16 protein-coding genes and 1 pseudogene are annotated in these 21,448 nt (G+C 35.2%); 8 read left to right on the top strand and 9 right to left on the bottom strand.

From position 1 onward, the window contains the following. Nucleotides 1-9 precede the first annotated feature (9 nt). The 3 genes from GJJ64_RS02540 to GJJ64_RS02550 all read left to right on the top strand — a co-directional run bounded on the left by GJJ64_RS02540 (nucleotide 10) and on the right by GJJ64_RS02550 (nucleotide 3,303). Entirely contained in the window at nucleotides 10-1,257 is a 1,248-nt protein-coding gene (locus GJJ64_RS02540; protein ID WP_154286187.1) for a glutamate-5-semialdehyde dehydrogenase, read from the top strand. 185 nt (nucleotides 1,258-1,442) lie between these two features. Then, a complete protein-coding gene (locus GJJ64_RS02545; protein ID WP_154286188.1) occupies nucleotides 1,443-2,288 on the top strand; it encodes a hypothetical protein in 846 nt (281 codons plus the stop codon). Continuing rightward, nucleotides 2,269-3,303, top strand: a complete 1,035-nt coding sequence (locus GJJ64_RS02550; protein WP_154286189.1) for a glycoside hydrolase family 113 — start codon at nucleotides 2,269-2,271, stop codon at nucleotides 3,301-3,303. The genes GJJ64_RS02545 and GJJ64_RS02550 overlap by 20 nt, the downstream gene beginning before the upstream one ends. Before the next feature lie 59 nt (nucleotides 3,304-3,362). Here the strand turns inward: GJJ64_RS02550 and cfa are convergent, their stop codons facing one another. Together cfa and mgrA are read right to left on the bottom strand one after the other, a co-directional pair. Then, complete coding sequence (gene cfa / locus GJJ64_RS02555) at nucleotides 3,363-4,478, bottom strand: cyclopropane fatty acyl phospholipid synthase (protein ID WP_154286190.1); 1,116 nt, start codon at nucleotides 4,476-4,478, stop codon at nucleotides 3,363-3,365. A gap of 472 nt (nucleotides 4,479-4,950) precedes the next feature. Then, nucleotides 4,951-5,940 (bottom strand): L-glyceraldehyde 3-phosphate reductase, encoded by a 990-nt coding sequence (gene mgrA / locus GJJ64_RS02560; protein ID WP_154286191.1) that lies wholly within the window; start codon nucleotides 5,938-5,940, stop codon nucleotides 4,951-4,953. A 156-nt stretch (nucleotides 5,941-6,096) separates the two neighbouring features. On the opposite strand from mgrA, the gene trxB reads away from it, so the two are divergent. Continuing rightward, nucleotides 6,097-7,047 (top strand): thioredoxin-disulfide reductase, encoded by a 951-nt coding sequence (gene trxB / locus GJJ64_RS02565; RefSeq protein ID WP_154286192.1) that lies wholly within the window; start codon nucleotides 6,097-6,099, stop codon nucleotides 7,045-7,047. A gap of 442 nt (nucleotides 7,048-7,489) precedes the next feature. Here trxB and GJJ64_RS02570 read toward each other — a convergent pair whose 3' ends face one another. The 7 genes and pseudogenes from GJJ64_RS02570 to GJJ64_RS02600 form a co-directional block, all read right to left on the bottom strand. Then, entirely contained in the window at nucleotides 7,490-9,328 is a 1,839-nt protein-coding gene (locus tag GJJ64_RS02570; protein WP_154286193.1) for a UbiD family decarboxylase, read from the bottom strand. A gap of 460 nt (nucleotides 9,329-9,788) precedes the next feature. Further along, nucleotides 9,789-12,206, bottom strand: a complete 2,418-nt coding sequence (locus GJJ64_RS02575; protein ID WP_154286194.1) for a TonB-dependent receptor — start codon at nucleotides 12,204-12,206, stop codon at nucleotides 9,789-9,791. Nucleotides 12,207-12,446: 240 nt separating this feature from the next. Further along, nucleotides 12,447-15,266: an alpha/beta hydrolase family protein gene (locus tag GJJ64_RS02580; RefSeq protein ID WP_154286195.1), complete on the bottom strand. Its 2,820-nt coding sequence runs from the start codon at nucleotides 15,264-15,266 to the stop codon at nucleotides 12,447-12,449. 170 nt (nucleotides 15,267-15,436) lie between these two features. After that, the gene (locus GJJ64_RS02585; protein WP_026904784.1) at nucleotides 15,437-15,628 is read right to left on the bottom strand and encodes a cold-shock protein; all 192 of its coding nucleotides are present in this window, start codon (nucleotides 15,626-15,628) and stop codon (nucleotides 15,437-15,439) included. Nucleotides 15,629-15,864: 236 nt separating this feature from the next. Next, a complete protein-coding gene (locus GJJ64_RS02590; protein ID WP_026904785.1) occupies nucleotides 15,865-16,056 on the bottom strand; it encodes a cold-shock protein in 192 nt (63 codons plus the stop codon). 137 nt (nucleotides 16,057-16,193) lie between these two features. Beyond that, nucleotides 16,194-16,520 (bottom strand): DUF3276 family protein, encoded by a 327-nt coding sequence (locus GJJ64_RS02595; RefSeq protein WP_026904786.1) that lies wholly within the window; start codon nucleotides 16,518-16,520, stop codon nucleotides 16,194-16,196. A 90-nt stretch (nucleotides 16,521-16,610) separates the two neighbouring features. Next, nucleotides 16,611-18,401, bottom strand: a pseudogene (locus GJJ64_RS02600) (ABC transporter ATP-binding protein). Nucleotides 18,402-18,573: 172 nt separating this feature from the next. On the opposite strand from GJJ64_RS02600, the gene GJJ64_RS02605 reads away from it, so the two are divergent. Genes GJJ64_RS02605 through yajC form a run of 4 tightly spaced genes read left to right on the top strand, consistent with a single transcriptional unit; the run spans nucleotide 18,574 to nucleotide 21,409 of the window. Beyond that, a complete protein-coding gene (locus GJJ64_RS02605) occupies nucleotides 18,574-19,662 on the top strand; it encodes a Glu/Leu/Phe/Val family dehydrogenase (RefSeq protein WP_154286196.1) in 1,089 nt (362 codons plus the stop codon). A 51-nt stretch (nucleotides 19,663-19,713) separates the two neighbouring features. Then, complete coding sequence (gene nusB / locus GJJ64_RS02610) at nucleotides 19,714-20,655, top strand: transcription antitermination factor NusB (RefSeq protein ID WP_154286197.1); 942 nt, start codon at nucleotides 19,714-19,716, stop codon at nucleotides 20,653-20,655. Between the two features lie 8 nt (nucleotides 20,656-20,663). Then, a complete protein-coding gene (locus GJJ64_RS02615) occupies nucleotides 20,664-21,095 on the top strand; it encodes a DUF1573 domain-containing protein (RefSeq protein ID WP_154286198.1) in 432 nt (143 codons plus the stop codon). 14 nt (nucleotides 21,096-21,109) lie between these two features. Beyond that, nucleotides 21,110-21,409 carry a preprotein translocase subunit YajC gene (gene yajC / locus GJJ64_RS02620; protein WP_154286199.1) on the top strand — a complete coding sequence of 100 codons (300 nt, stop codon included), beginning with the start codon at nucleotides 21,110-21,112 and terminating at the stop codon, nucleotides 21,407-21,409. Nucleotides 21,410-21,448: the final 39 nt, after the last annotated feature.

The raw sequence follows: 21,448 nt of genomic DNA on the forward strand, positions 1-21,448 counted from the left end.
TTATAAGCAATGGAAAATATTCAGGATATATTAAAAGCAGCATCCAAAGCAACAACAGTTATCAGAAACCTGTCTGCCGATAAAAAGCAGGCTGTTTTGCATGATTTGGCTAAAGATTTAATTAAACATAGTGATTTAATTATTACCGAAAACCAGAAGGATTTAGAGAAAATGGATGATACCGACCCTAAAAAGGATAGGTTGCTACTTTCTGCCGATAGAATTATTGGTTTGGCTAAAAGTGTAAATGAAGTAGCTGTTTTGGAAGATCCAACAGGGGTAATTTTATCAGAAAAAACTTTACCTAACGGACTTAAAGTGCAAAAGAAAACAGTTGCCTTGGGTGTTGTGGGGGTAATCTATGAATCGAGACCGAATGTAACCATAGATGTAGCTGCTTTATGTATACGCTCTGGTAATGTTTGTTTGCTAAGAGGTGGTACCGATGCTTATTTTACCAACATCTGTTTGGTAGATATTATCCGTAATGTTTTAAAGGCACATCAGTTAAATCCTGATATTGTACAGTTAATGCCGGTAGACCGTAAATATGTGCAAGAATTGCTTACAGCAACCAAATATGTAGATATTATTATCCCTAGAGGCTCGCAACAACTCATAGATTTTGTAAGACAAAACGCTAAAGTACCTGTTATAGAAACTGGTGCTGGTGTTTGCCATACATATGTAGAAAGTACTGCTAATTTAGAAAAGGCATCAAAAATCATCACTAATGCTAAAGTGAGCAGGCCATCTGTTTGTAACTCTTTAGACACTGTAGTGGTTGATAGAAGTGTTGCTGCAGATTTATTGAAATTGGTTGCCGATGATATGCTGCCTTATGCAGTAGAGATTTTTGCTGATGATTATGCTCATCAAATCTTGAATGATTTAAAATATCCTTTCTTACAAAGAGCAGAGGCTGAAGATTTCGGTCGCGAGTTTTTATCCCTAAAATGCTCTGTTAAGGTTGTGGATGGGATAGAGGAAGCTTTAGCACACATCAGCGAGTTTTCTTCTAAACATTCTGAAGCCATCATCTCAGAAGACCAAGCATTGATAGAAATATTTATGAATGATGTTGATGCAGCGGCTGTTTATGCTAACGCCTCAACCCGCTTTACCGATGGTGGCGAGTTTGGTTTAGGTGCTGAAATAGGTATCTCTACCCAAAAATTACATGCTCGTGGTCCTTTTGCATTAGAAAAACTCGTGACAGAAAAATGGTATGTGACGGGTAATGGGCAGGTGAGGTAAGTTGGGGAGTCCGCAGTCCGTGGTCCGCAGTCTGAAGTTTGGGTGCTGAGTTTGAAAGTTGGGTAGACAGCTGTTCGTAGTCCGTGGTCCGCAGTTTGAAGTCTGGATGTTTAATTTAGGTGGTTTTTGAAGGGTTGAACATTAATAGCAATAGTTTGTTCATCATATATCAACATTTAAAAGAGATGAAACATATACTTATCATATTGGTATTATTTTGCTTTTCTTGTAAGGAGAAAGCGCAAACACAAGACAAAAAAAGAAATCAGTTTGCAACCATCAGTTCTTACTTTCATCAGGATTGGGCCAACCAAAAACATTGGGATGATGGCTTAGCAGAAGTAGCTGTTTATGAAGCAAAACGCAGCATTTATGGTAAAGTAAGAGATTTTGATTATACCTACATCACCGTATCAGAAGATTTTAATAAAGCTTTTAGGGTTAAAACCGATGATTACCAGCGTAAAGACCTTTATAAAGTGTTAAAAGTAAATGCTTTTGCTCGTATCCCTACGGATAATTATCCTTATCATTTCTTAACTTCTATGTTTTTCCTCAGAGAAAACGCTTTGGTATTGGATAAAATGACTACCAGCTCGCAAGAATGGTGTGGCAATACTTTTAAAGAATATCTTCAAGACAGTAAAGGCATTAACTTAAATTATCACTCTTATTGGGATAACGAAGGCGATGGTAAAACCCAAATAGCAGCAGGCGTTTTACTAGAAGACCAATTGCCATACACTTTAAGAGCTTTAAAATTTCAAGATGGCTTAGCTTTCTCTGCTTCGGTTTTAGAAAGTCAAATCTCAAGTAAAGTAGGTAAATTAACGGTTTACGATGCCAATTTTAAAATTATCGATGATAAAGCTTCCAACACTTGGAAGGTTGAGCTTACTTTAGAAAGTGGCAAAGTTAATAGTTATTATTTTGCTAAAGCTTATCCTAATGTTCTCATGAAACAAACTACTTGGGACAGTAGAAATCTCATTTTAAAAGACCTTTCTAGATATGCGTATTGGCAGCAATAAAATACTACTCGTTTTTGCTTTGCTGTTATTCTCTTGCTCACAGGCCGAGTCTCAGAAGAAAGATGCCGTTTGGGTAAAAGATAAAATCAACGGGATAAGTTTTGTTGCGCCCCCACGTGTGGTTGACGATACTTGGTCTAAAGAAATTAAAAGTATTCATGCTGGTTGGGTAGCCATTATTCCTTATGCTTTTTCAAATGTAAACGAGCCTGCCGTTATTTATCATCCTGAAAGGCAGTACTGGGGCGAGTCTTTAGAAGGTGTAAAAGCCACCATTAAACAAGCCCATGCTAACGGATTAAAAGTAATGGTAAAACCACAGGTTTGGCTACAAAGAGGCGCATGGATAGGCAGTTTTGATTTAGTCACCGAAGCCCAATGGCAGCAATGGGAGCAAGATTATGAAAAGTATATCTTAACTTTTGCACAACTAGCCAAGCAAGAGCAAGCCGATATGATTTGTATTGGTACCGAGTATAGAAATGCAGCCATTAAACGCCCAAAATTTTGGTTAAAGCTTATCGCGGATATCAGAAAAGTTTACCAAGGGAAGTTAACCTATTGCGCAAATTGGGATGATTACCAACAAATTACCTTTTGGCAAGCTTTAGATTTTATAGGTATTAGCGGCTATTTCCCAATCTCAGAAGCTAAAGAACCTAGCGTTAAAGAACTGGTTAAAGCCTGGAAACCCTACCAGCAAGAGCTAGCGAAATTTAGTAAAGAGGTAGCCAAACCCATCTTGTTTACAGAATATGGTTACCGCAGTATGGAGCAACCTGCATGGAAATCTTGGGAAGCAGAACATCAAAAAAGAAATATCAACCAACAGGCACAAGCCAATGCTTACGAAGCACTTTTCTTGAGTTTATGGAAAGAACCTTGGTTTGCAGGAGGTTTCGCATGGAAATGGTACTCCTCTTTCAGAAGAATAGACCCCATCCAAAACAACGACTGGACCCCACAAAACAAAAAAGCGCAAGCCGTTATAAAAGCTTACTATCAGAAGTATTGATTGAGTGTATAATAAGACTATATGATCTTCAACTTCCGGAAAAGGGATACTTCTACCGTTTATCTTACAGAATCATAGATCCCTAAACGAGCAGGTTTTGTTAAAACGATATGCCAAAGGTGATTTTTTCTAGACCTGAAAGATGCAGCGCTAGCACATAGGAAATATCGCCACATTCGATAGAAGCGTTCATCGTAACTATCTTTTAAGCTATCCCAGCTTTCCTCAAACTTCTTAAGCCATTGCATCAAAGTTGGGTCATAGTATGTGCCGAAGTTATGCCAGTCTTCTAATACAAAAAGACCTTGCCATGCTTTTGATAATTGACTTGCAGATGGTAACATTCCATTTGGGAATATATATTTATCAATCCATGGGTCGGTAGTTTTAGCATCATAATTACCCCCAATAGTATGTATTAAAAATATGCCATCATCTTCAAGATTCTTAGCAGCAACTTCCATATAGGTTCTAAAGTTTCGGTAGCCAACTGCTTCAAGCATAGCAATAGAAACAACCCTATCAAACTTTTCATTTACTTCTCTATAATCTTGTATTCTAATTTCAACAGGCAAATCTTTATTAATTTCTCTTGCTAAAATTGCCTGTTGTTCTGATATGGTAATACCAACAACTGAAACCTCATATTTTTCAGCTACGTATTTTGCAAAACCGCCCCAGCCACAGCCAATCTCTAAAATTCGCATTCCTTTTTCTAATTTTAACTTACGGCAAATCAAATCTAGTTTTGCTTCCTGGGCTTCCTCAAGGTTATTTGCATTTTCCCAATAAGCACAAGAATACATCATTCTAGAATCGAGCATTTTCTCAAAAAGATTATTACCTATATCATAATGTTTATAAGCAACCTCTTTTGCTCTAGTTTTATCCTGCATATTTTTAAACTTTGCATTTAAATAATAAAACAGGGTATTTAAATCTCTAGGTAGTTTTTTATCTAAACGATGGTATAAAACACGGTGCAAAAATTCATCAACAGCTTCACAGTCCCACCAGCCATCCATATATGCCTCACCAAAGGCTATAGAGCCACCAGATATAATTCTATTGTATAGTTTAGGATTATGAACTTGTATATCCCAAGGCTGTTTTCCATTAACTGTAATACCAACTGATGCAAAAGCTTCTGTGAAAATCTGACTTAGCGAGATCATGAGAGATGATTTATGTTTTTTGGTCAAATATATATTTTTTTATTCTTAGGGTTTATTTAATTCTAAAATCATTTAAAATATTTAAGTAGCTGTTTAGCACAAGTTTTTAAAAAGGGCTAAAGAGAGTGATGATTTGTGCTTTTGGGTAATAGATTTTTGAAGGCAAGCTCATTCAAACGTAATATGATATATCTTTTGTGAATTATCCGAGTATAAAAGACTAGTTTGTGTTTATATAAATGATTCTGATATGGAAGATTATTTTAATAGGTTGAAGAGCTATAAATTTAGGAAGTAAATGTTCTGCAAATTTGCGTCTGCCGTGATTTGTATTTAGTAAAATATGCTTTTCAGGATATTAGCTCACAAATTCTGAAATCATGATAAACAGGTTTATTCTAGTACTGTAAAATAAAGCACTACAGCTAACAACCTAACCAACTAACCAACTAACCAACTAACACCTAACCACCTACACCAAAATTCTCTCAATCCTCGCTAGTTCATCCTCGCTAAATGCAATATTTTCCAAAGCTTTCAAAGAGTCTTCTAGCTGCTCGGGCTTGCTTGCACCTACCAAAACAGAAGTAACACGATGGTCTTTTAACAACCAAGCAATAGCCATTTGTGCTAAGCTTTGGTTTCTGCTTACAGCAATATCATTTAAGGCTTTAATTTGGTTCAATCTTTCTTCTGTAATATGCTCTGCTTTTAAGAAGCCGTGAGATTTTGCAGCCCTAGAATCTTGAGGGATGCCTTTTAAATATTTATTGGTTAATAAACCTTGGGCTAATGGCGAGAAAGGAATACAACCTACACCTTCTTTGCCTAATAAATCTAATAAACCATCCTCAACCCAGCGTTCAAACATCGAGTATTTAGGTTGGTGGATGATACATGGAGTACCTAAATCTTTTAAAATTTGTATGGCTTTAGCACATTCTTCTGGTTTATAATTAGAAAGACCAATGTATAAAGCTTTTCCTTGGCGCACTATTAAATCTAAAGCGCTCATGGTTTCTTCTAGAGGTGTTTCTGGGTCTGGGCGGTGATGATAAAAAATATCCACATAGTCTAATTGCATACGTTTTAAACTTTGGTCTAAACTAGCAACTAGATATTTTTTAGAACCCCAATCGCCATAAGGGCCATCCCACATGGTATAGCCAGCTTTAGAAGAAATAATCAATTCATCGCGGTAGCTGCTAAAATCTTTTTTAAGTATATAGCCAAAATTTTCTTCAGCAGAGCCCGGAGGCGGACCGTAGTTATTAGCTAAATCAAAATGAGTAATGCCGTTATCAAAAGCAGTTTTAATGATATTTCTACCATTTTCAAAAGTATCTACACCACCGAAATTATGCCACAAGCCTAATGATAATGCCGAAAGTTTAATGCCACTTTTACCACATCTGCGGTAAAGCATCTTATCATATCTGCTTTTTTGAGGAATATAATGCATGTTTTTAGATTTTAGAATGCCAAAATAGTAAATTAATAACATCTTAGAGGCGCAAAAAATAAATAAGTTGCAGCATCATAATTAAATCATAATTTTCTACAGATTTGTGTTTTTAGCTGCTAACATTAACTTTGCATCTCAATCATAAACAAAACAATGACAGAAGAATTAGAACACGTTAAGTGCTTAATTATAGGATCTGGTCCTGCGGGCTATACTGCTGCTATTTATGCTGCTAGAGCTGATTTAAAACCTGTAATGATTACAGGTATGCAAATGGGTGGGCAGTTAACACAAACCACTGATGTTGAGAATTTCCCAGGTTACCCTGGAGGTGTAATGGGGCCAGAAATGATGGAAGACTTTAGAAAACAGGCAGAACGTTTTGGTACAGATATCCGTTTTGGTTACGTATCATCAGTAGATTTTACAGGTCCTGTTCATAAAGTTGTGGTAGATGATTCTAAAACAATATTAGCAGATACCGTGATTGTTTCTACAGGAGCATCGGCGAAATGGTTAGGTTTAGAGTCTGAGCAAAAATATAACGGTTTTGGTGTTTCTGCTTGTGCTGTTTGCGATGGATTTTTCTTCAAAAACCAAGATGTAGCTATTGTTGGGGCAGGAGATACCGCGGCAGAAGAAGCTACCTATCTGGCTAAATTATGTAATAAAGTTTACATGATTGTTCGTCGTGATGAGTTTAGAGCATCAAAAGCCATGGAAAAACGCGTATTAAATACCGCAAATATTGAGATTTTATACAACTCAGAAACCCAAGAGATTTTAGGCGATGGCAAAAATGTTACGGGCGTTAGGGTTATCAATAACAAAACACAAGAAACTAAAGATTTAAATGTTACAGGTTTCTTTGTAGCCATTGGTCATAAACCTAATACCGATATTTTTAAAGGTTGGATAGATATGGATGAAACAGGTTATATCATCACTAAGCCAGATAGTACCGCTACTAATATCCCTGGAGTTTTTGTTTCTGGCGATGCACAAGATAAAATTTACCGTCAGGCAGTAACCGCTGCAGGTTCTGGCTGTATGGCAGCTTTAGAGGCCGAACGTTATTTAGCTGCTTTAGAAGACGCAGAGTAACATTGTGATCATCTGAAATAAGAAAGCTCAACTATCTTTTGATGGTTGAGCTTTCTTATTGATATTACTTTGGTATTAAGTTTATTGGATTCAAATAGTTCGATTATAGAGCCTTAGCATTAACAACCGTTTACGCTTAATTCCGCCTTGGCGATTGCGGCATCTACAAAACTAGACTTAGCAGAACCTTTAAAAGCAAGCGGCGCAGCGGAGAGTTTATTCAATTAGCTTATTGTTTTTTAAAGGCTTTCATGTGTTCGCTTTGCTCGGGTTTGGATACTTTTTGCGGAAACATGCAAAGCATTCATGAAGGCCAAAACATAAAACTAATACTTTGAATAAAAGTATCTTGACATGGCCGGTCAAGAGGCCGGAAAGCCAGAGCGTGAATGCCTGATTTTGATATAATAACACCAATGTTAATTAAGTCGAAAGATATAAATTAACCTATTCCATACAAACTGCCACCTTTATCCCATAACCTATCAATTTTCTTTTCAACTTCTGGGTTTTGAATTAGTGGAGGAGCGTGATGAGGTTTTATTCTAGCATCAATCACAATTGGGCCTTTACAACCCCAATGTTTATGTTCTATAAAGCTGTTAATACCATAAATATCATGTGAAGGATTACTTCTGGTAAAACTCACCCAAACAAAATTATTAGGAGTTTTAGCTGTAAACTCAGCATCATCACATAAAATAATAAGACCTAAGCCACCCAAATCCTGTGTTTTTAAATAGTTATTTAGAATCTCAGTTTCTTCCTCAGCTTTTTTATAATCTGTAAAAACTGGTGCTTGTATGGCTATTACACCTGGCATCACCATTTTAAATCCTGAATATAGATTTGGGATACTAAAACTAGCAGGAACTTCATTCCATAAAGTACGTTTTACCTCTCCGGCAATAGCTATAGCTACTTTAGAACCTGCGTTAATATCTGTACCGCTATAATCTAAAGTATCAATAGTGGTTTTGGTGTAAAAATGTAAATCGCGGGTAAAATCTATCCTTTCCAAAACATGCTGCATAAAGGCAGGAATATCATGGATATCCAGCTCAGGATTATCTTCTTTGGCACAAATAAACAAGTATTTAGCTAAGCTGAGTTGGTTTTTACCTAAAACATGGTTAGCAATGGTTAATATTTCCTGAGGTTTACGCTCTTTTAAATACGGAGTATAGCGTTCGCTTCCTAAGGCAAAAAGTAGAGGGTGAACGCCGGCTGCATCTACCGCATTTACGGCATGCAAGCCTGGTACTTCTTGCGGAATGGCAGCTCCGGTAATTTCATGAATAAGCGCACCAAAGCTGGTATCTTCTTGTGGCGGTCTGCCTACAACAGTAAAACTCCAAATAGCATCTTTTTTATGGTAAACCTGATGCACTTTCATTAAAGGGAAAGGATGTGTTAAACTGTAATAACCTAAATGGTCACCAAAAGGTCCTTCAGGTTTGTTTTCTTGCGGATAAACAGTCCCAGTAATCACAAAATCAGCATCGGCAGAAATGCAAAAACCTTCTTCATCATAAAAATATCTAAACCTACGATTGCCTAAAGCACCAGCAAAAGTCATTTCAGATAAACCTTCTGGTAAAGGCATAACAGCAGCTAAAGGATGTGATGGTGGGCCACCTACAAAAATACTTACTTTTAAAGGTTGTCCTAAAGCATTTGCCTTGGTTTGGTGTACTCCAATACCTCTGTGCAATTGGTAATGTAGGCCAATTTCCTTATCGGTGATGTATTCGTTTCCACTGAGTTGTATGCGATACATCCCTAAGTTAGCATTCATGATACCGGGTTTGGTGATGTCTTCCGTATAAACCTGTGGCATAGTCACAAAAGGGCCGCCATCCATTGGCCAATTTACAATAGGGGGGATATCAGAAATTTTTGCTCTACCATAATTGATAGGACTATTTCTGCTGGTTTTCATAGGTAAGGCAGAAAGCGCTGTTAAAGAAACATCCAAATATTTAAAAGGCGCTTTTAAAGCTCTCATGGGGTCTCCTTTTAAATCTACCAACACTTTAAGTTTCTCTAAGGTATCTCTAAACATAAACTTGCTACGCTCTAGCGTACCAAAAAGATTAGATACGGCAGGAAACTTACTACCTTTAATATTCTCGAAATACAGTGCTGGTCCTTGCTGTTCGTAAACACGATGATGAATGGCTGCAGCTTCTAAATAGGGGTCTACTTCTTCCTTAATCCTAACTAAATGTCCGTTACGTTCTAAATCGTTAACGCAATCTCTTAAACTATGATATCCCATGATAGACAAATATCATGATAATGAATTTTGTTTTCAGGAAAAGATTAAATTTAGTAGAAAGTTTAAAGTATAAAGTCTGCAGACCGAAGACGACTGTCCGATGTATGGGGTGGAAAGCGTAGGAAGTGCAGAGTAGAAAGACCTTTTAAAGCGGGCATTTGGGTGCTGCCTTTAATATTAAAACCAAATCTTGACGAAGAAAGAAGCCGCTATCTGGCTAGAGTATCTCTACTTAAAAGAAAAAAGGCAAATCCTTAAAAAAAGAAATTCTTTGCTTTAGGATATACTTTTTATAGATAAAAGTGCTTAAAACAGCGAAGTTATATAAGGCAAATATCAAGATTAGGATAAGGGTAGCTGTATCTGTCATACCATAAATATAGTTTAATATGTTAGTGAAAACAAAAAAGCCTCAGGAAATTTCCCGAGGCCTCAAACTATAATTTAAAAAGAGTATTTACTAAAATTTCACACCTAAAGAAAGGTAAGCAATACGACCATCAGCAGGCATGATACCAGGACCTGGATAACCACCAGCTCTACGGGTAAAATAACGCTCATCTGTTAAGTTATTAACCCCAGCTTTAATGTTATAGTGTTTTAAGAATTTATAACTTGCTGATAAATCTTGTACGCTATAAGCTGGAATTAAACCTGTTGTAGCAGCAGCATTTGGTGCTACTGTATTAGAAGCATCGGCGAAAGCCTCACCAATTTTACTTAACTGCCATGTCATAGAGAAACCTTTTAAGCTATAAGTAGCACCAAAACGGTTAATGCTTCTTGGAGCATTTTCTACTCTTTTTCCTGCTAAGTTGCCCTCCACAATTTGATTACTGCTATTTACAGATGTAGTTTTAAAATCTTGATAAGTAGCATCAATATGAGCTAATGAAGCAAATAAGCTTACATAACCTACTCTAGAACGTTTGAAAATTGCTGTAACAGGGTCTACTTCAACATAGGCTTCAAATCCTTTACTTACTGATCTACCTAAATTTGTACGGAATTGGAAGTTTTGCGAGTTACCATTTGATTGTGTAATTGTTCCAATACGATCATCATAGTTTAAATAGAAATAATCGATATCAAAATTTAGGAAATTACTTACTTGACCACGGTAACCAAAATCAAAATTGTAACCTCTAGCATCTTTTAAATTAGGGTCAATAACATCTGTTGTAGCTGGTGGCGTTAAATCAGAAATTAACACCGGACGATAAGCTTGTGAGATATTAGAATAAAATTTAGTTGTTGGTGTGATTTTATACTCAGCACCTGCACCAACAAGTAAGAAGTTACGTTTGCGTGTAGCAGGAGTTAAGTTTGAAGTAGCGTTAAACTGACCTTCCATAGTAGAGCTGATATTCTCTAAACGCACACCACCAGTTACTAAGAACTTATCGGTAATATGGAAAATGTTTTCAAGAAATGCTGCTGAGTTTACATTAGCAAAATCAAGATTACGTGGGTAAACACCGCTGGATAAGTTGAAATCCATATCGGTACCGTTAGTACCAACACCTTGTTGCTTACGGTCAATATGCCCATTAAAATATCTTACACCTGCTGCTAATGTATTATTTAAGCCTAAAGCTCTATATTCTGTTAATAAACGTAACTCAGAACCGTAAGTAGTATAATAATCGCGGTCTACTTGTCTGTTACCTAAATTATCTGGGGTAGTAATGGCGCTTACAATACCAACACTATTTCTTTCTGCAATAGTTCCAAAAGCTTTCCAGCTAAGTTTAGTTTTCTCGTTAAATATGTATTCTGCATTCAAAGATGGTACTAACCAAGGTGTGCTAAACCAGTTTCTGCTTCTATTACTCTGACGAGCATCTTGGTTAAACTGAACATCAGTTAAACCACCTGGTTGCTGACTTTCGGTAGTCATATAAGTAATCTCTGTACCTATTTTAAACTTCTTAGAAACTGCGTAGCTTAATTCAAAATGTGCGTGGTCAGTATCAAAGAATCCATTATCTCTCCAACCATCACCTCTTCTTTTTTGATAGTATGCAGTATAACTTAAACGGCCAACAGTACCACCTATGTAATTAAAAGTACTAAATAGGCCGTTACTACCTACAGTGTTTTGAGATTCAAATGTTAAACGGGTAGAAATATCTGGTTTGCGTAATACGAAATTCATTAAACCACCAAACTGAGGGCCATACTGTAATGATGAGGCACCACGGATAATCTCAATACGGTCTACAACTTCCATTGGCGGAGTATAGTAAGCTTCAGGATAACCCATTGGGTCTGGCGTAATATCATAGCCATCCATTCTTACGTTAAATTCCCAAGAACGGTTAGGACTTAAACCACGCGAAGCAACACCCAATTGTATCCCAGAACCATCATTCTCCCAAACAGAGATACCTGGTGTACGACCAAAAATTTGGCGACTATTATTCATCGCTAGGTTAGCGTTGATGTTATCTAATTTAATCAGTTCATTTTTCTTGGCTGCATTAATTCTGAAATCAGTAACATCAGGAAGAGTCTCATTGCCTTTTATACCTCTTCTGGTAGATACCTCAATTTCGTTTAGTAAAAGACCATCGTCTTCAAGCTTAAAATTAACAGTACTGTTTTGGTTGTCTGATAAGGAAACTTCTGTAGTTTTATTTTTCATACCTACGAAGCTTAATATTAAGGTGTAGTTACCTTTTTCAAGACCTTTGATAACATACTCTCCTTTAACGTTGGTTTGTGCGGCTCTAACTGTCCCTTTTAAAACTATGGTAGCACCGGCAACTGGATGATCATTACCATCAACAACTTTCCCATTTATAGATGCTTTTTGTGCAAATACTATACTTGTGAAACAAACAAAGCTTAGTAGTAGACTAATACGCAATTTCATATACGCTTGATTAAATTAGATTAATTATAAATAATGCGGCAAACGTATATATTATTTAGATTAAATCCAAATAAAAAAGATTAGAAATTTAATTTTTTTAAGAGAAGAAATCTCTAATTATAAATTTCACAGAAAGTGCTTTAAATGATGTTTAAAAGAAGTTTATTATGAGAAAAGCAGAGTTCCAGACCATCAGGAGATGGTAACGAAGTCTCTGCTTTTCTAAAACAAAATGTTTTATTATTTAACCAGCTCTAAGCCAAAATTTCTGCCTTTTTCTACAGCAGGAACACCTTTTGCCATCCAAACTGGGGCTGGGGAGTCTTTTAAATAATGATCAAAAAACTGTAATTCTCTTATCGAGATGTCTTTACGATTTTCTCTTTTAATAAGATTATGTGCTTCGCCATTGTATTGCAGCATCCAAACTGGTTTACCCAACCTTCTTAAAGCGGTAAACATTTCAATACCTTGATACCAAGGCACTGCGCCATCAGCATCATTAGCCATAATAACTACCGGCGTCTCTACTTTTGGTAAATGAAAAAGAGGCGAGTTTTTAATATATAATTCTGGTTTTTCCCATAATGTGCCACCAATCCTACTTTGGGTATGCTCGTACTGAAATTGTCTGCTCATACCAGATTCCCAACGTATACCTCCATACGCCGATGTCATATTTACAACAGGTGCACCAGACCAAGCCGCAGCATACATATTGTTGTGTGTGATGAGGTACGCTACTTGATAACCTCCCCAACTTTGCCCTTGTATACCTATTTTAGAGCCATTTACCCAACTGTTCTTTTTTAAATGGTCTACGCCAGAGTTGATGAATTCTACCGCAGAAGCACCTGGTTCGCCAATGGTATAACTAATATCTGGTGTAAAAACCAGATACCCATTGCTAGCAAACATGGCAATATCTAAACGAGATGGAGTAGGTGCTGGGGCTTGATAACGGTATAAACCATCAGATAGTTTCTCATAAAAATAAACCACCATTGGATATTTTTTTGTTGGATCAAAATTTTCTGGTTTGTATAAAATACCAGTTGCTTCGTAGCCTTTTGGTGTTTTCCAATTCACCAATTCAGAACTAAACCAATTGTATTCTTTTTGTTGAGGATTAATATTACTCAGTTGAACTTCTTTTCTAAAATCGGTACTGCTATATAAATCTGCTGGTTTAGCAACGTTAGATTTCGTGTAGATATAAACATCAGCATCTTTAGCTTTTATAGCTTCAGAATATCCCATAGGTACAAAAGGTAGCTGAATAGGATTTTTTAAACTTGAAATATTCTTTTTATAATATGCCCATTGCTTATTGATGGTATTTTGAGCTATTAACCATAAATCTTCTTTAGCACCAATAAAGTATTGTTTATCAACCGGGATGTTGTACCTGATAGTTGTTTTGGTTGAACGACCTAAATTATTAGTAAAATTCTGACTTTCTGCTGTTGCAGGATTGATTTTCCAGATATCATAACGGTCGTAAATTAAAACAGCTTCATCATTTTCTGTCCAAGCAGCTATACCATATGGTTGCGGGTCGTCTGGCGAGTCATTTTCTTCATCACTAAAAGAAACCGTTATTTTACCCGTAAGATTAACCGTTTTACGGGTAGCTGTAGCAAATGAGAACCAGTTTTTCTGTTCATAATCATACCAAATAACGTATTTACCTGCTGGTGATAGTTGAAACCTACCTTTTGCAGCCTTAGAGTTTATTGCAATGCGCTCTCCGGTAATAGTAGAAATTAAATATGCATGTTTTAGTGTATTGCCTTTCCATTGCATAGATACTCTTTTACCTGTATCTGTTACAGCTAAGATGTATTCTGCATGGTTAAGCTGGGCTACGTAAGAATCAGAAAGGTATTCATCCTCTAGCTGAATAAATTTTTTGTCTTTTTGCTGAGGATAAATAACCGCTAAATAATTTTTTTGTAAATCTCTACGCAGATTTTTTAGCTGCATGGGTTGTAAATAATCATCCTGATAATGCCAAATGTCTAGTTTGGCAGTTTCAAAATCAACCTGAGTGGTGTCTTGTGGGATAGGGTTGGGTGCAGTACCGAAATAAAGTTTAGCTCCATTTTTATCAAAACGTAATCTAGAAAAGCCACTAGGCGACCAATTTTCTTTCAATTGCTTAGCATTATTTGCCATAAGAATTTGAGCCGTATCACTCACGAAATCATAATAGTACAAACTAAAAGGTTTTGATAAAGCCTTTTCAGGATATTTCTCTGCTACAAAAGCAAATTGTTTAGCTTGCTCATCAAAAACTAAACTTTTATAAGTTCCTTTTCCAGAGCTAATTAATTTTGATTTTCCAGCTAACACATCATAGATGTATAATCCAGATTTTACCTGCTTATTGTTTTTAGGAGCAGCAATTACATAAGCTATTTGGTTACCTTGTTTACTTATCTCATAATCTGTAACATGTTCAATTTCTTTGATGCTGCCATCTTTTAGATGAACAATTTTAAGAACAGCACCTGCTTTTTTACTTTCTAAAAGTTGGTCGCTTATTTTCTTAACTGTATCTGCAGCTGGTTTTTTTAAGGTGTCTTTTAGGGGAGTTTTAGTAGCTAAAAATGCTAAAAAAGCACCTTTTTCTGCTAATTTAAATGATTTCGCATCCGGATATTTTTGAAGCTTACCTGTTTCTAAAGCAAAAATACCAATAGAATCTTTTGGCATTTCTTCTGGTTTCTTCTTCTTGATTTTTGCCTCTCGGGTATCTTTATACCAAGGTTTTATAGTAAAAATGGCGTATTTAGAATCAGAAGTGAATAGGGCAGAGTCGCCACGACTTACAGTTTGCAGTATTTTATTATTCGCTGTTTTGATGTACAAATGAGCATCTCCTTGTTGTGGTCTTACTTGATAAAGTATATATTTTCCATTATTACTTATTTTGGGGCTTGCTACACTTTGCCATTGGTCGTAAACGCTATGGTCTAGCGGTTTTTTAGAATTTTGCTGCGCAAAGCCAATTTGATAAAGCAATAAGCTGAAGCTTAGGAGTATAAATTTCTGCATGATATATTCGTTTTAACCAAATGTAACGAATAAGGCAGGTGGACATCTCTAAGAAACAGAAAAATTACTTAAGCAGAGCGAGCGGCTTTATAAGATATAAAAAAAGCCATCACAATTGTTGTGATGGCTTTGTAATGACTTTAAATGTTTAATTATATAAAAAGCTGCAATTAAGCAAGTCTTACATTAGCAGCATTTAATCCTTTTTTACCATTTTGAAGGTCGAAAGTAACTTCGTCATTTTCTCTGATATCATCTACCAGACCCGAAACATGTACAAAATACTCATTGTTTGTTCCGTCTTCTTTAATAAAACCAAAACCTTTGGTAGAATTAAAGAACTTTACTGTTCCATTATTCATGTTATAATTTTTAATTGAGGCAAATATAATAAAAATAAAAATGTAAAACTAATTTTTAATAAATTTAATATTTGGTTAAAATAAAAAGCTATATATTATTTTATTAATTCTTTAAGCTGATGTTATAAACTTAGTTAGCTAGAAGGTAGAGAGGCTCTTAAATCAAAAAAGCCCTCGTTTCATAGAAACGAGGGCTTTGATGACTTTAAATGTGATCTATATTAAGAGACCTGCAATTAAGCAAGTTTAACATTCACTGCATTTAATCCTTTTTTTCCGTCCTGTAGGTCGAAAGTAACTTCGTCATTTTCTCTGATTTCGTCAATCAGACCTGAAACGTGTACAAAGTATTCTTTGCTCGTTCCATCTTCTTTAATAAAACCAAATCCTTTGGTTGAGTTAAAGAACTTTACTGTTCCATTGTTCATTTGTGATTGTTATTAATTATTTCAAATGTATATATAATAATTTAGAATAACTATTGTTTTAAGTTTTCTCCAAAAAAATGACAATAAAAAAAGCCATGATTATACATCATGGCTTTTTTTATCTAAATGGTTATTTTTTAGATTTCAAAAGAGAAATCGTCATCTACTTTCTGAGGGGCTCCATCAGGATTGTATTCGTATCTTTTTTCAACAACTTCTTGATGTGCTTTAATGTAATCTACTGTTTCTGCAAGACCTTCAGCAAATTTTTCAAAATCTTCTTTGTAAAGGAAAATCTTATGTTTTACAAATACACCGTCTTCTAATCTTTTTTTGCTTTCGGTTACAGTAATGTAATAATCGTTTGATCTTGTTGATTTTACATCAAAAAAATAAGTTCTTTTTCCTGCTCTTACTTTTTTAGAAAAAACCTCTTCTCTCTCTTTGTTTTCGTAATCTCCCATTGCTGTTGTCAAGTTTTTAGTTTTGATTGGTTAAATAAAGAAAGAAAAAACTAAAGTTCCAAATAATTGTTAAAGCAAATTCATTAAAACTCAGCTAATCTGTTCTTCTTCTAGCAATTGCTTTTCATATAAATCAAAATACAACCCTTTTTTTGTTAATAAATGCTCATGATTTCCGATTTCTGCAATCTCTCCATCATCTAATACAATTATTTTATCAGCATTTTTAATGGTAGATACCCTATGCGCAATGATAACACTTGTTTTGTGGCGCATAATTTTTCCTAAGTTATTCAAAATTGTTTCTTCTGTTTTGGTATCAACAGCAGATAAGCTATCATCGAAAATGAGTATTTGTGGCGAGTTAATGATAGCTCTGGCAATAGAAACTCTTTGCTTTTGCCCTCCCGATAAGGTAATGCCTCGTTCGCCAATAAAGGTTTCAAATTGCTGGTCAAACTCCATAATATTATGGTAAACAGCGGCGTCTTTGGCGGCTTGTTCTACTTTAGGCATATCCATTTCATCTAAACTAAAAGCAATATTACGGGCAATAGTATCAGAAAATAAGAACACCTCTTGCGGTACAAAACCAATTTGGCTACGGTAGTTTTCTAAATTTAACTGATGGATAGGAGTGCCATCAATTAAAATTTCTCCTTTATCAATATCATACATTCTTAAAAGAAGATTGGCTAGTGTAGATTTTCCTGATCCTGTTTTGCCAATTATAGCTAATACTTCGCCTGCTTTTAGCTCAAAACTTATGTTTTTTATAGCTTGTATACCGGTATCTGGATAAGTAAAACTAACATTTTTAAAGCTAATATCTCCAGAGATATTTTTTATGATTGCTTGGGATTCACTGTAAATATCTGGCTTTATACTTAAAAAATTATTGATTCTTTTTTGTGATGCTGCAGCCCTTTGGATTAAAGAAGTTACCCATCCTAAAGACATCACCGGAAAGGTTAATTGGTTTACATAAATGATAAATTCTGCAATATTACCTGCTGTAATTTTTCCTTCCATAACCTCAATACCTCCCATGTAAACGGTTATGATAGTACTTAAGCCAATCATCAGCAACATAAATGGATAAAATAAAGCTTGTACTTTAACTAGGGATAATGATTCTGATTTATAACCTTCGCTTTCTTTTGCAAAACCTGCTCTTATTTGTTCTTCTCTGCCATAAGATTTAATTACCCTAATGCCTGCAAAAGATTCTTGTACGTAAGAAGACAAATCGCTTTAGCGTTCCTGTATTTTCTCGCTTTTTAAGTTGATGATGCTGTTTACATAATAAATAGCAATGGCTAATATTGGTAGAGGAGCTAAACAATATAGGGCTAGTTTTAGGTTAACACCTACCATAGCTATAATAATAAGTGCAAACAGTACTATGGTGTTAATGGCATACATAATAGCCGGACCTACATACATTCTTACTCTGCTTACATCTTCAGTAACGCGGTTCATTAAATCGCCAGTGTTATTTTTTCTGAAGAAAGCCATATCCAGCTTTTGATATTGGTTGTAGATGTCGTTTTTTAAATCGTACTCTATATGTCTGGAGGTAAGGATAATGGTTTGCCTCATGAAAAACAGAAAAATACCACGTGTTAAGGCCATCAACAGTACTAATAAACCAAAAAATAAAAGACTAGTACCAAATAAATCATAAATAATTTCTTGTCTATTAAAGCCAAAGAATAGCCTATATAAAGCGATATTTTCATTAACTAAGTCTAGCGCTAAACGAATAATTTGGGCTGGTACAACGGCAAAAAAGTTTGATATAATAACAAATATGACACCGGGGATTAGCTTCCATCGGTACTTAAAGAAAAATTTATTGAGATATGCTAGTTCTTTCATGGATTGCATCCAAAGTTACAGCATTATTTTGGTTATCATATCCTGTGTTTGGAATCAAGATATAAAACTGCTTATCCATTAAAATTGTTACGCTCTTAGGTTATACTGTATTAGAAATTCAAAAAAAACAGCTACTTTTGCCAAAGATATTCAGTTTCAATTTATTGATTTTATGTCATCTGTTCGTTTAGAAGAAAGTTCCGTATTTAGCCAATTAGGCTTGTTAAATCACCAGCAAGTTGTATTTTGTAATGATGAAGAAACTGGTTTAAAAGCTATCATAGCTATACATAATACAGTTTTGGGGCCAGCCCTTGGCGGAACAAGGATGTGGGCTTATTCCACAGAAGCTGAAGCTTTAAATGATGTTTTGCGCTTGTCACAAGCCATGACTTATAAAGCAGCCATCACCGGTTTAAATTTAGGAGGTGGTAAAGCAGTAATAATTGGCGATAGCAGAAAAGACAAAACTGAAGTGATGATGCGCAGATTTGGGCGTTTTATCCAAAACTTAAACGGTGCTTTTATTACCACACAAGATGTAGGAACTAGTCCTAAGGATATGGAATACATCCGTATGGAAACTAAATATGTAACAGGTATTCCTGAAGTAATGGGTGGAAATGGAGACTTATCCCCTGTTACAGCAAAGGGTGTCTTCATGGGTATAAAAGCCTGTGTAAAAGAAATGTTTGGTACTGATTCTTTGGCAGGAAGAACCGTTGCAGTACAAGGAACAGGCCATGTAGGCGAAAACTTAGTAAGTCTTTTAAGAGCAGAAAATGCTAAAGTTTATGTTAGCGATATCAATGAAGAAAGATTGATAAAAGTGGCTCGACAATATGGTGCAGAAGCGGTAAATAACAGCCGTTTATTTGATATAGATTTTGATATTTACGCACCTTGTGCTTTAGGTTCTACCGTAAATTCAGAAACTATAGCTAAGATGAAATGTGCTATTATAGCAGGTTCTGCCAATAACCAATTGGCGGATGAAAAAGCAGATGGGCAACTTCTTCTAGAAAAAGGAATTTTATACGCTCCAGATTACTTAATTAACGCCGGGGGGTTAATTAATTGCTATTCTGAGTTAGAAGGTTACTCAAGAAAAAGAACTATGCAACTGGCAGAAAATATTTACGAGGCCACCAGAGAAGTATTAAAAAAATCAAAAGAAGAAGAAATACCTACTTACTTAGCTGCTAATAAAATAGCAGAGAAGAGAATTGAAGATATCAGAAAAATAAAATCATCAAATTAATTATACCCATATACAAATTAGGTTTTTTTAAGCCAAATCGTTCTTTAAAATATGTTAAATAGAAGGCATTTAAGAGTAAAAGTAATGCAAACGCTTTATGCGTTTCAACAAACCGAGTCTACAGATTATAGGCTGCAAGAGAAAAACTTGTTAGCAAGTGTAGATAAAGTTTACGAAATGTATATTAGCTTGTTAGCTTTAATTAATGATGTTGTGCAATATGCAGATATTGATGCAATAGAAAGGGCTAATAAACATTTGCCTTCAGAGGAGGATTTAAATCCAAACCTTAAAATTTTAAACAACTTATTCATTAAACTTTTATTAGCGTCTGAAGAGTATCAACAAGCTATAAAAAAGTATAAAACTTCATGGGATTTTGATCCTGAGTTGGCTCGTTCTTTATTTGCGTCTTTAAAAGCTTCTGCAGAATATCAAGACTATATCAAGACAGAGGGGCAAGATTTACATACGGATAAAGACATCATTAAATTTATTTTCAAAAAAGTAATCTTAAAATCTTCTTTAGCACAATCTGCCTTAGAAGAAAAGCATATTAACTGGCAAGTAGATCAAGATGTTTTACAAGCCATGATAGCTAAAACATTGAAAAATTTCTCTTCTTTAGAAGGAGATCATAAATTAGCACAAATTAGTTCTAACTGGTCTGAGGACAAAGAGTTTATCACAGATTTATTTCATAAAACTGTTGCTAACGAAAGCACTTTCCAAGAGCTTATTGCTGGTAAAACCAAAAATTGGGAAGCAGATAGGATAGCCATGATGGATGTCATCATCATGAAAATGGCTATTGCAGAAATGATATATTTCTCAAGTATCCCGGTTAAGGTTACCATTAATGAATATCTGGAAATAGCAAAAGAATTTAGTACACCTAAGAGTAATTCATTCATAAATGGTATTTTAGACAAAATATTTGAGGAGTTAAATGCTCAAAATAAAATTAGAAAATACGGAAGAGGTTTAAATTAAGAAGCGATATGAAAAAATGTTTTTTAGTACTAGGAGTTGCTATTTTTCTTTTTACAGGATGTAGCAATAATGGTTCAACAAAAAGTGACGCTAACAGTACCGATACCACCAGTACATCTACAAAAGGTGCTGCTGCAATGACTTTTAAGGAAGAAACTTATGATTTTGGGAAGATAAAAGAAGGCGAAAAGGTATCTCATGATTTTATTTTTGAAAATACTGGAGAAGCACCATTAATTATCTTAAATGCTACTGCAACTTGTGGCTGTACCGTTCCAGAATGGCCAAAAGAACCTATTGCTGTAGGTGGTACCGCAAAAATTACTGTAGTGTTTGATAGCGCAGGCAAAGTTGGTTTACAAGATAAAGTAGTAACTATTCTTGCCAATACAGTTCCAAATACAACACAAATACACCTGATAGGTGAAGTAACTCAATAAATTAAATGATAGATATGTTAAATTTTGTTTTATTACAAGCAAGCAGTGGGGTAATGCAATTCCTTCCAATGCTATTAATCGTTGTGGTTTTTTATTTTTTCATGATAAGACCGCAAATGAAAAAAGCTAAAGACCATAAAAAGTTTGTTGCTGAATTAAAAAAAGGAGATAAAGTAATTACTACTGCAGGTATACATGGTAGAATTGTTGATTTAAATGAAACTACCATCGTTTTAGAAACAGAAGGCGGTGGCAAAATCAGATTTGAAAAAGCGGCAGTTTCTTTAGAATCTTCTAAAGGCTTAAATAGCTAATCAAAAAAATAAATTAAAGGTGCCGTTTTGATATATTCG

It is taken from the genome of Pedobacter puniceum (assembly GCF_009674685.1).
GTDB classification, from domain to species: Bacteria; Bacteroidota; Bacteroidia; order Sphingobacteriales; family Sphingobacteriaceae; genus Pseudopedobacter; species Pseudopedobacter puniceum.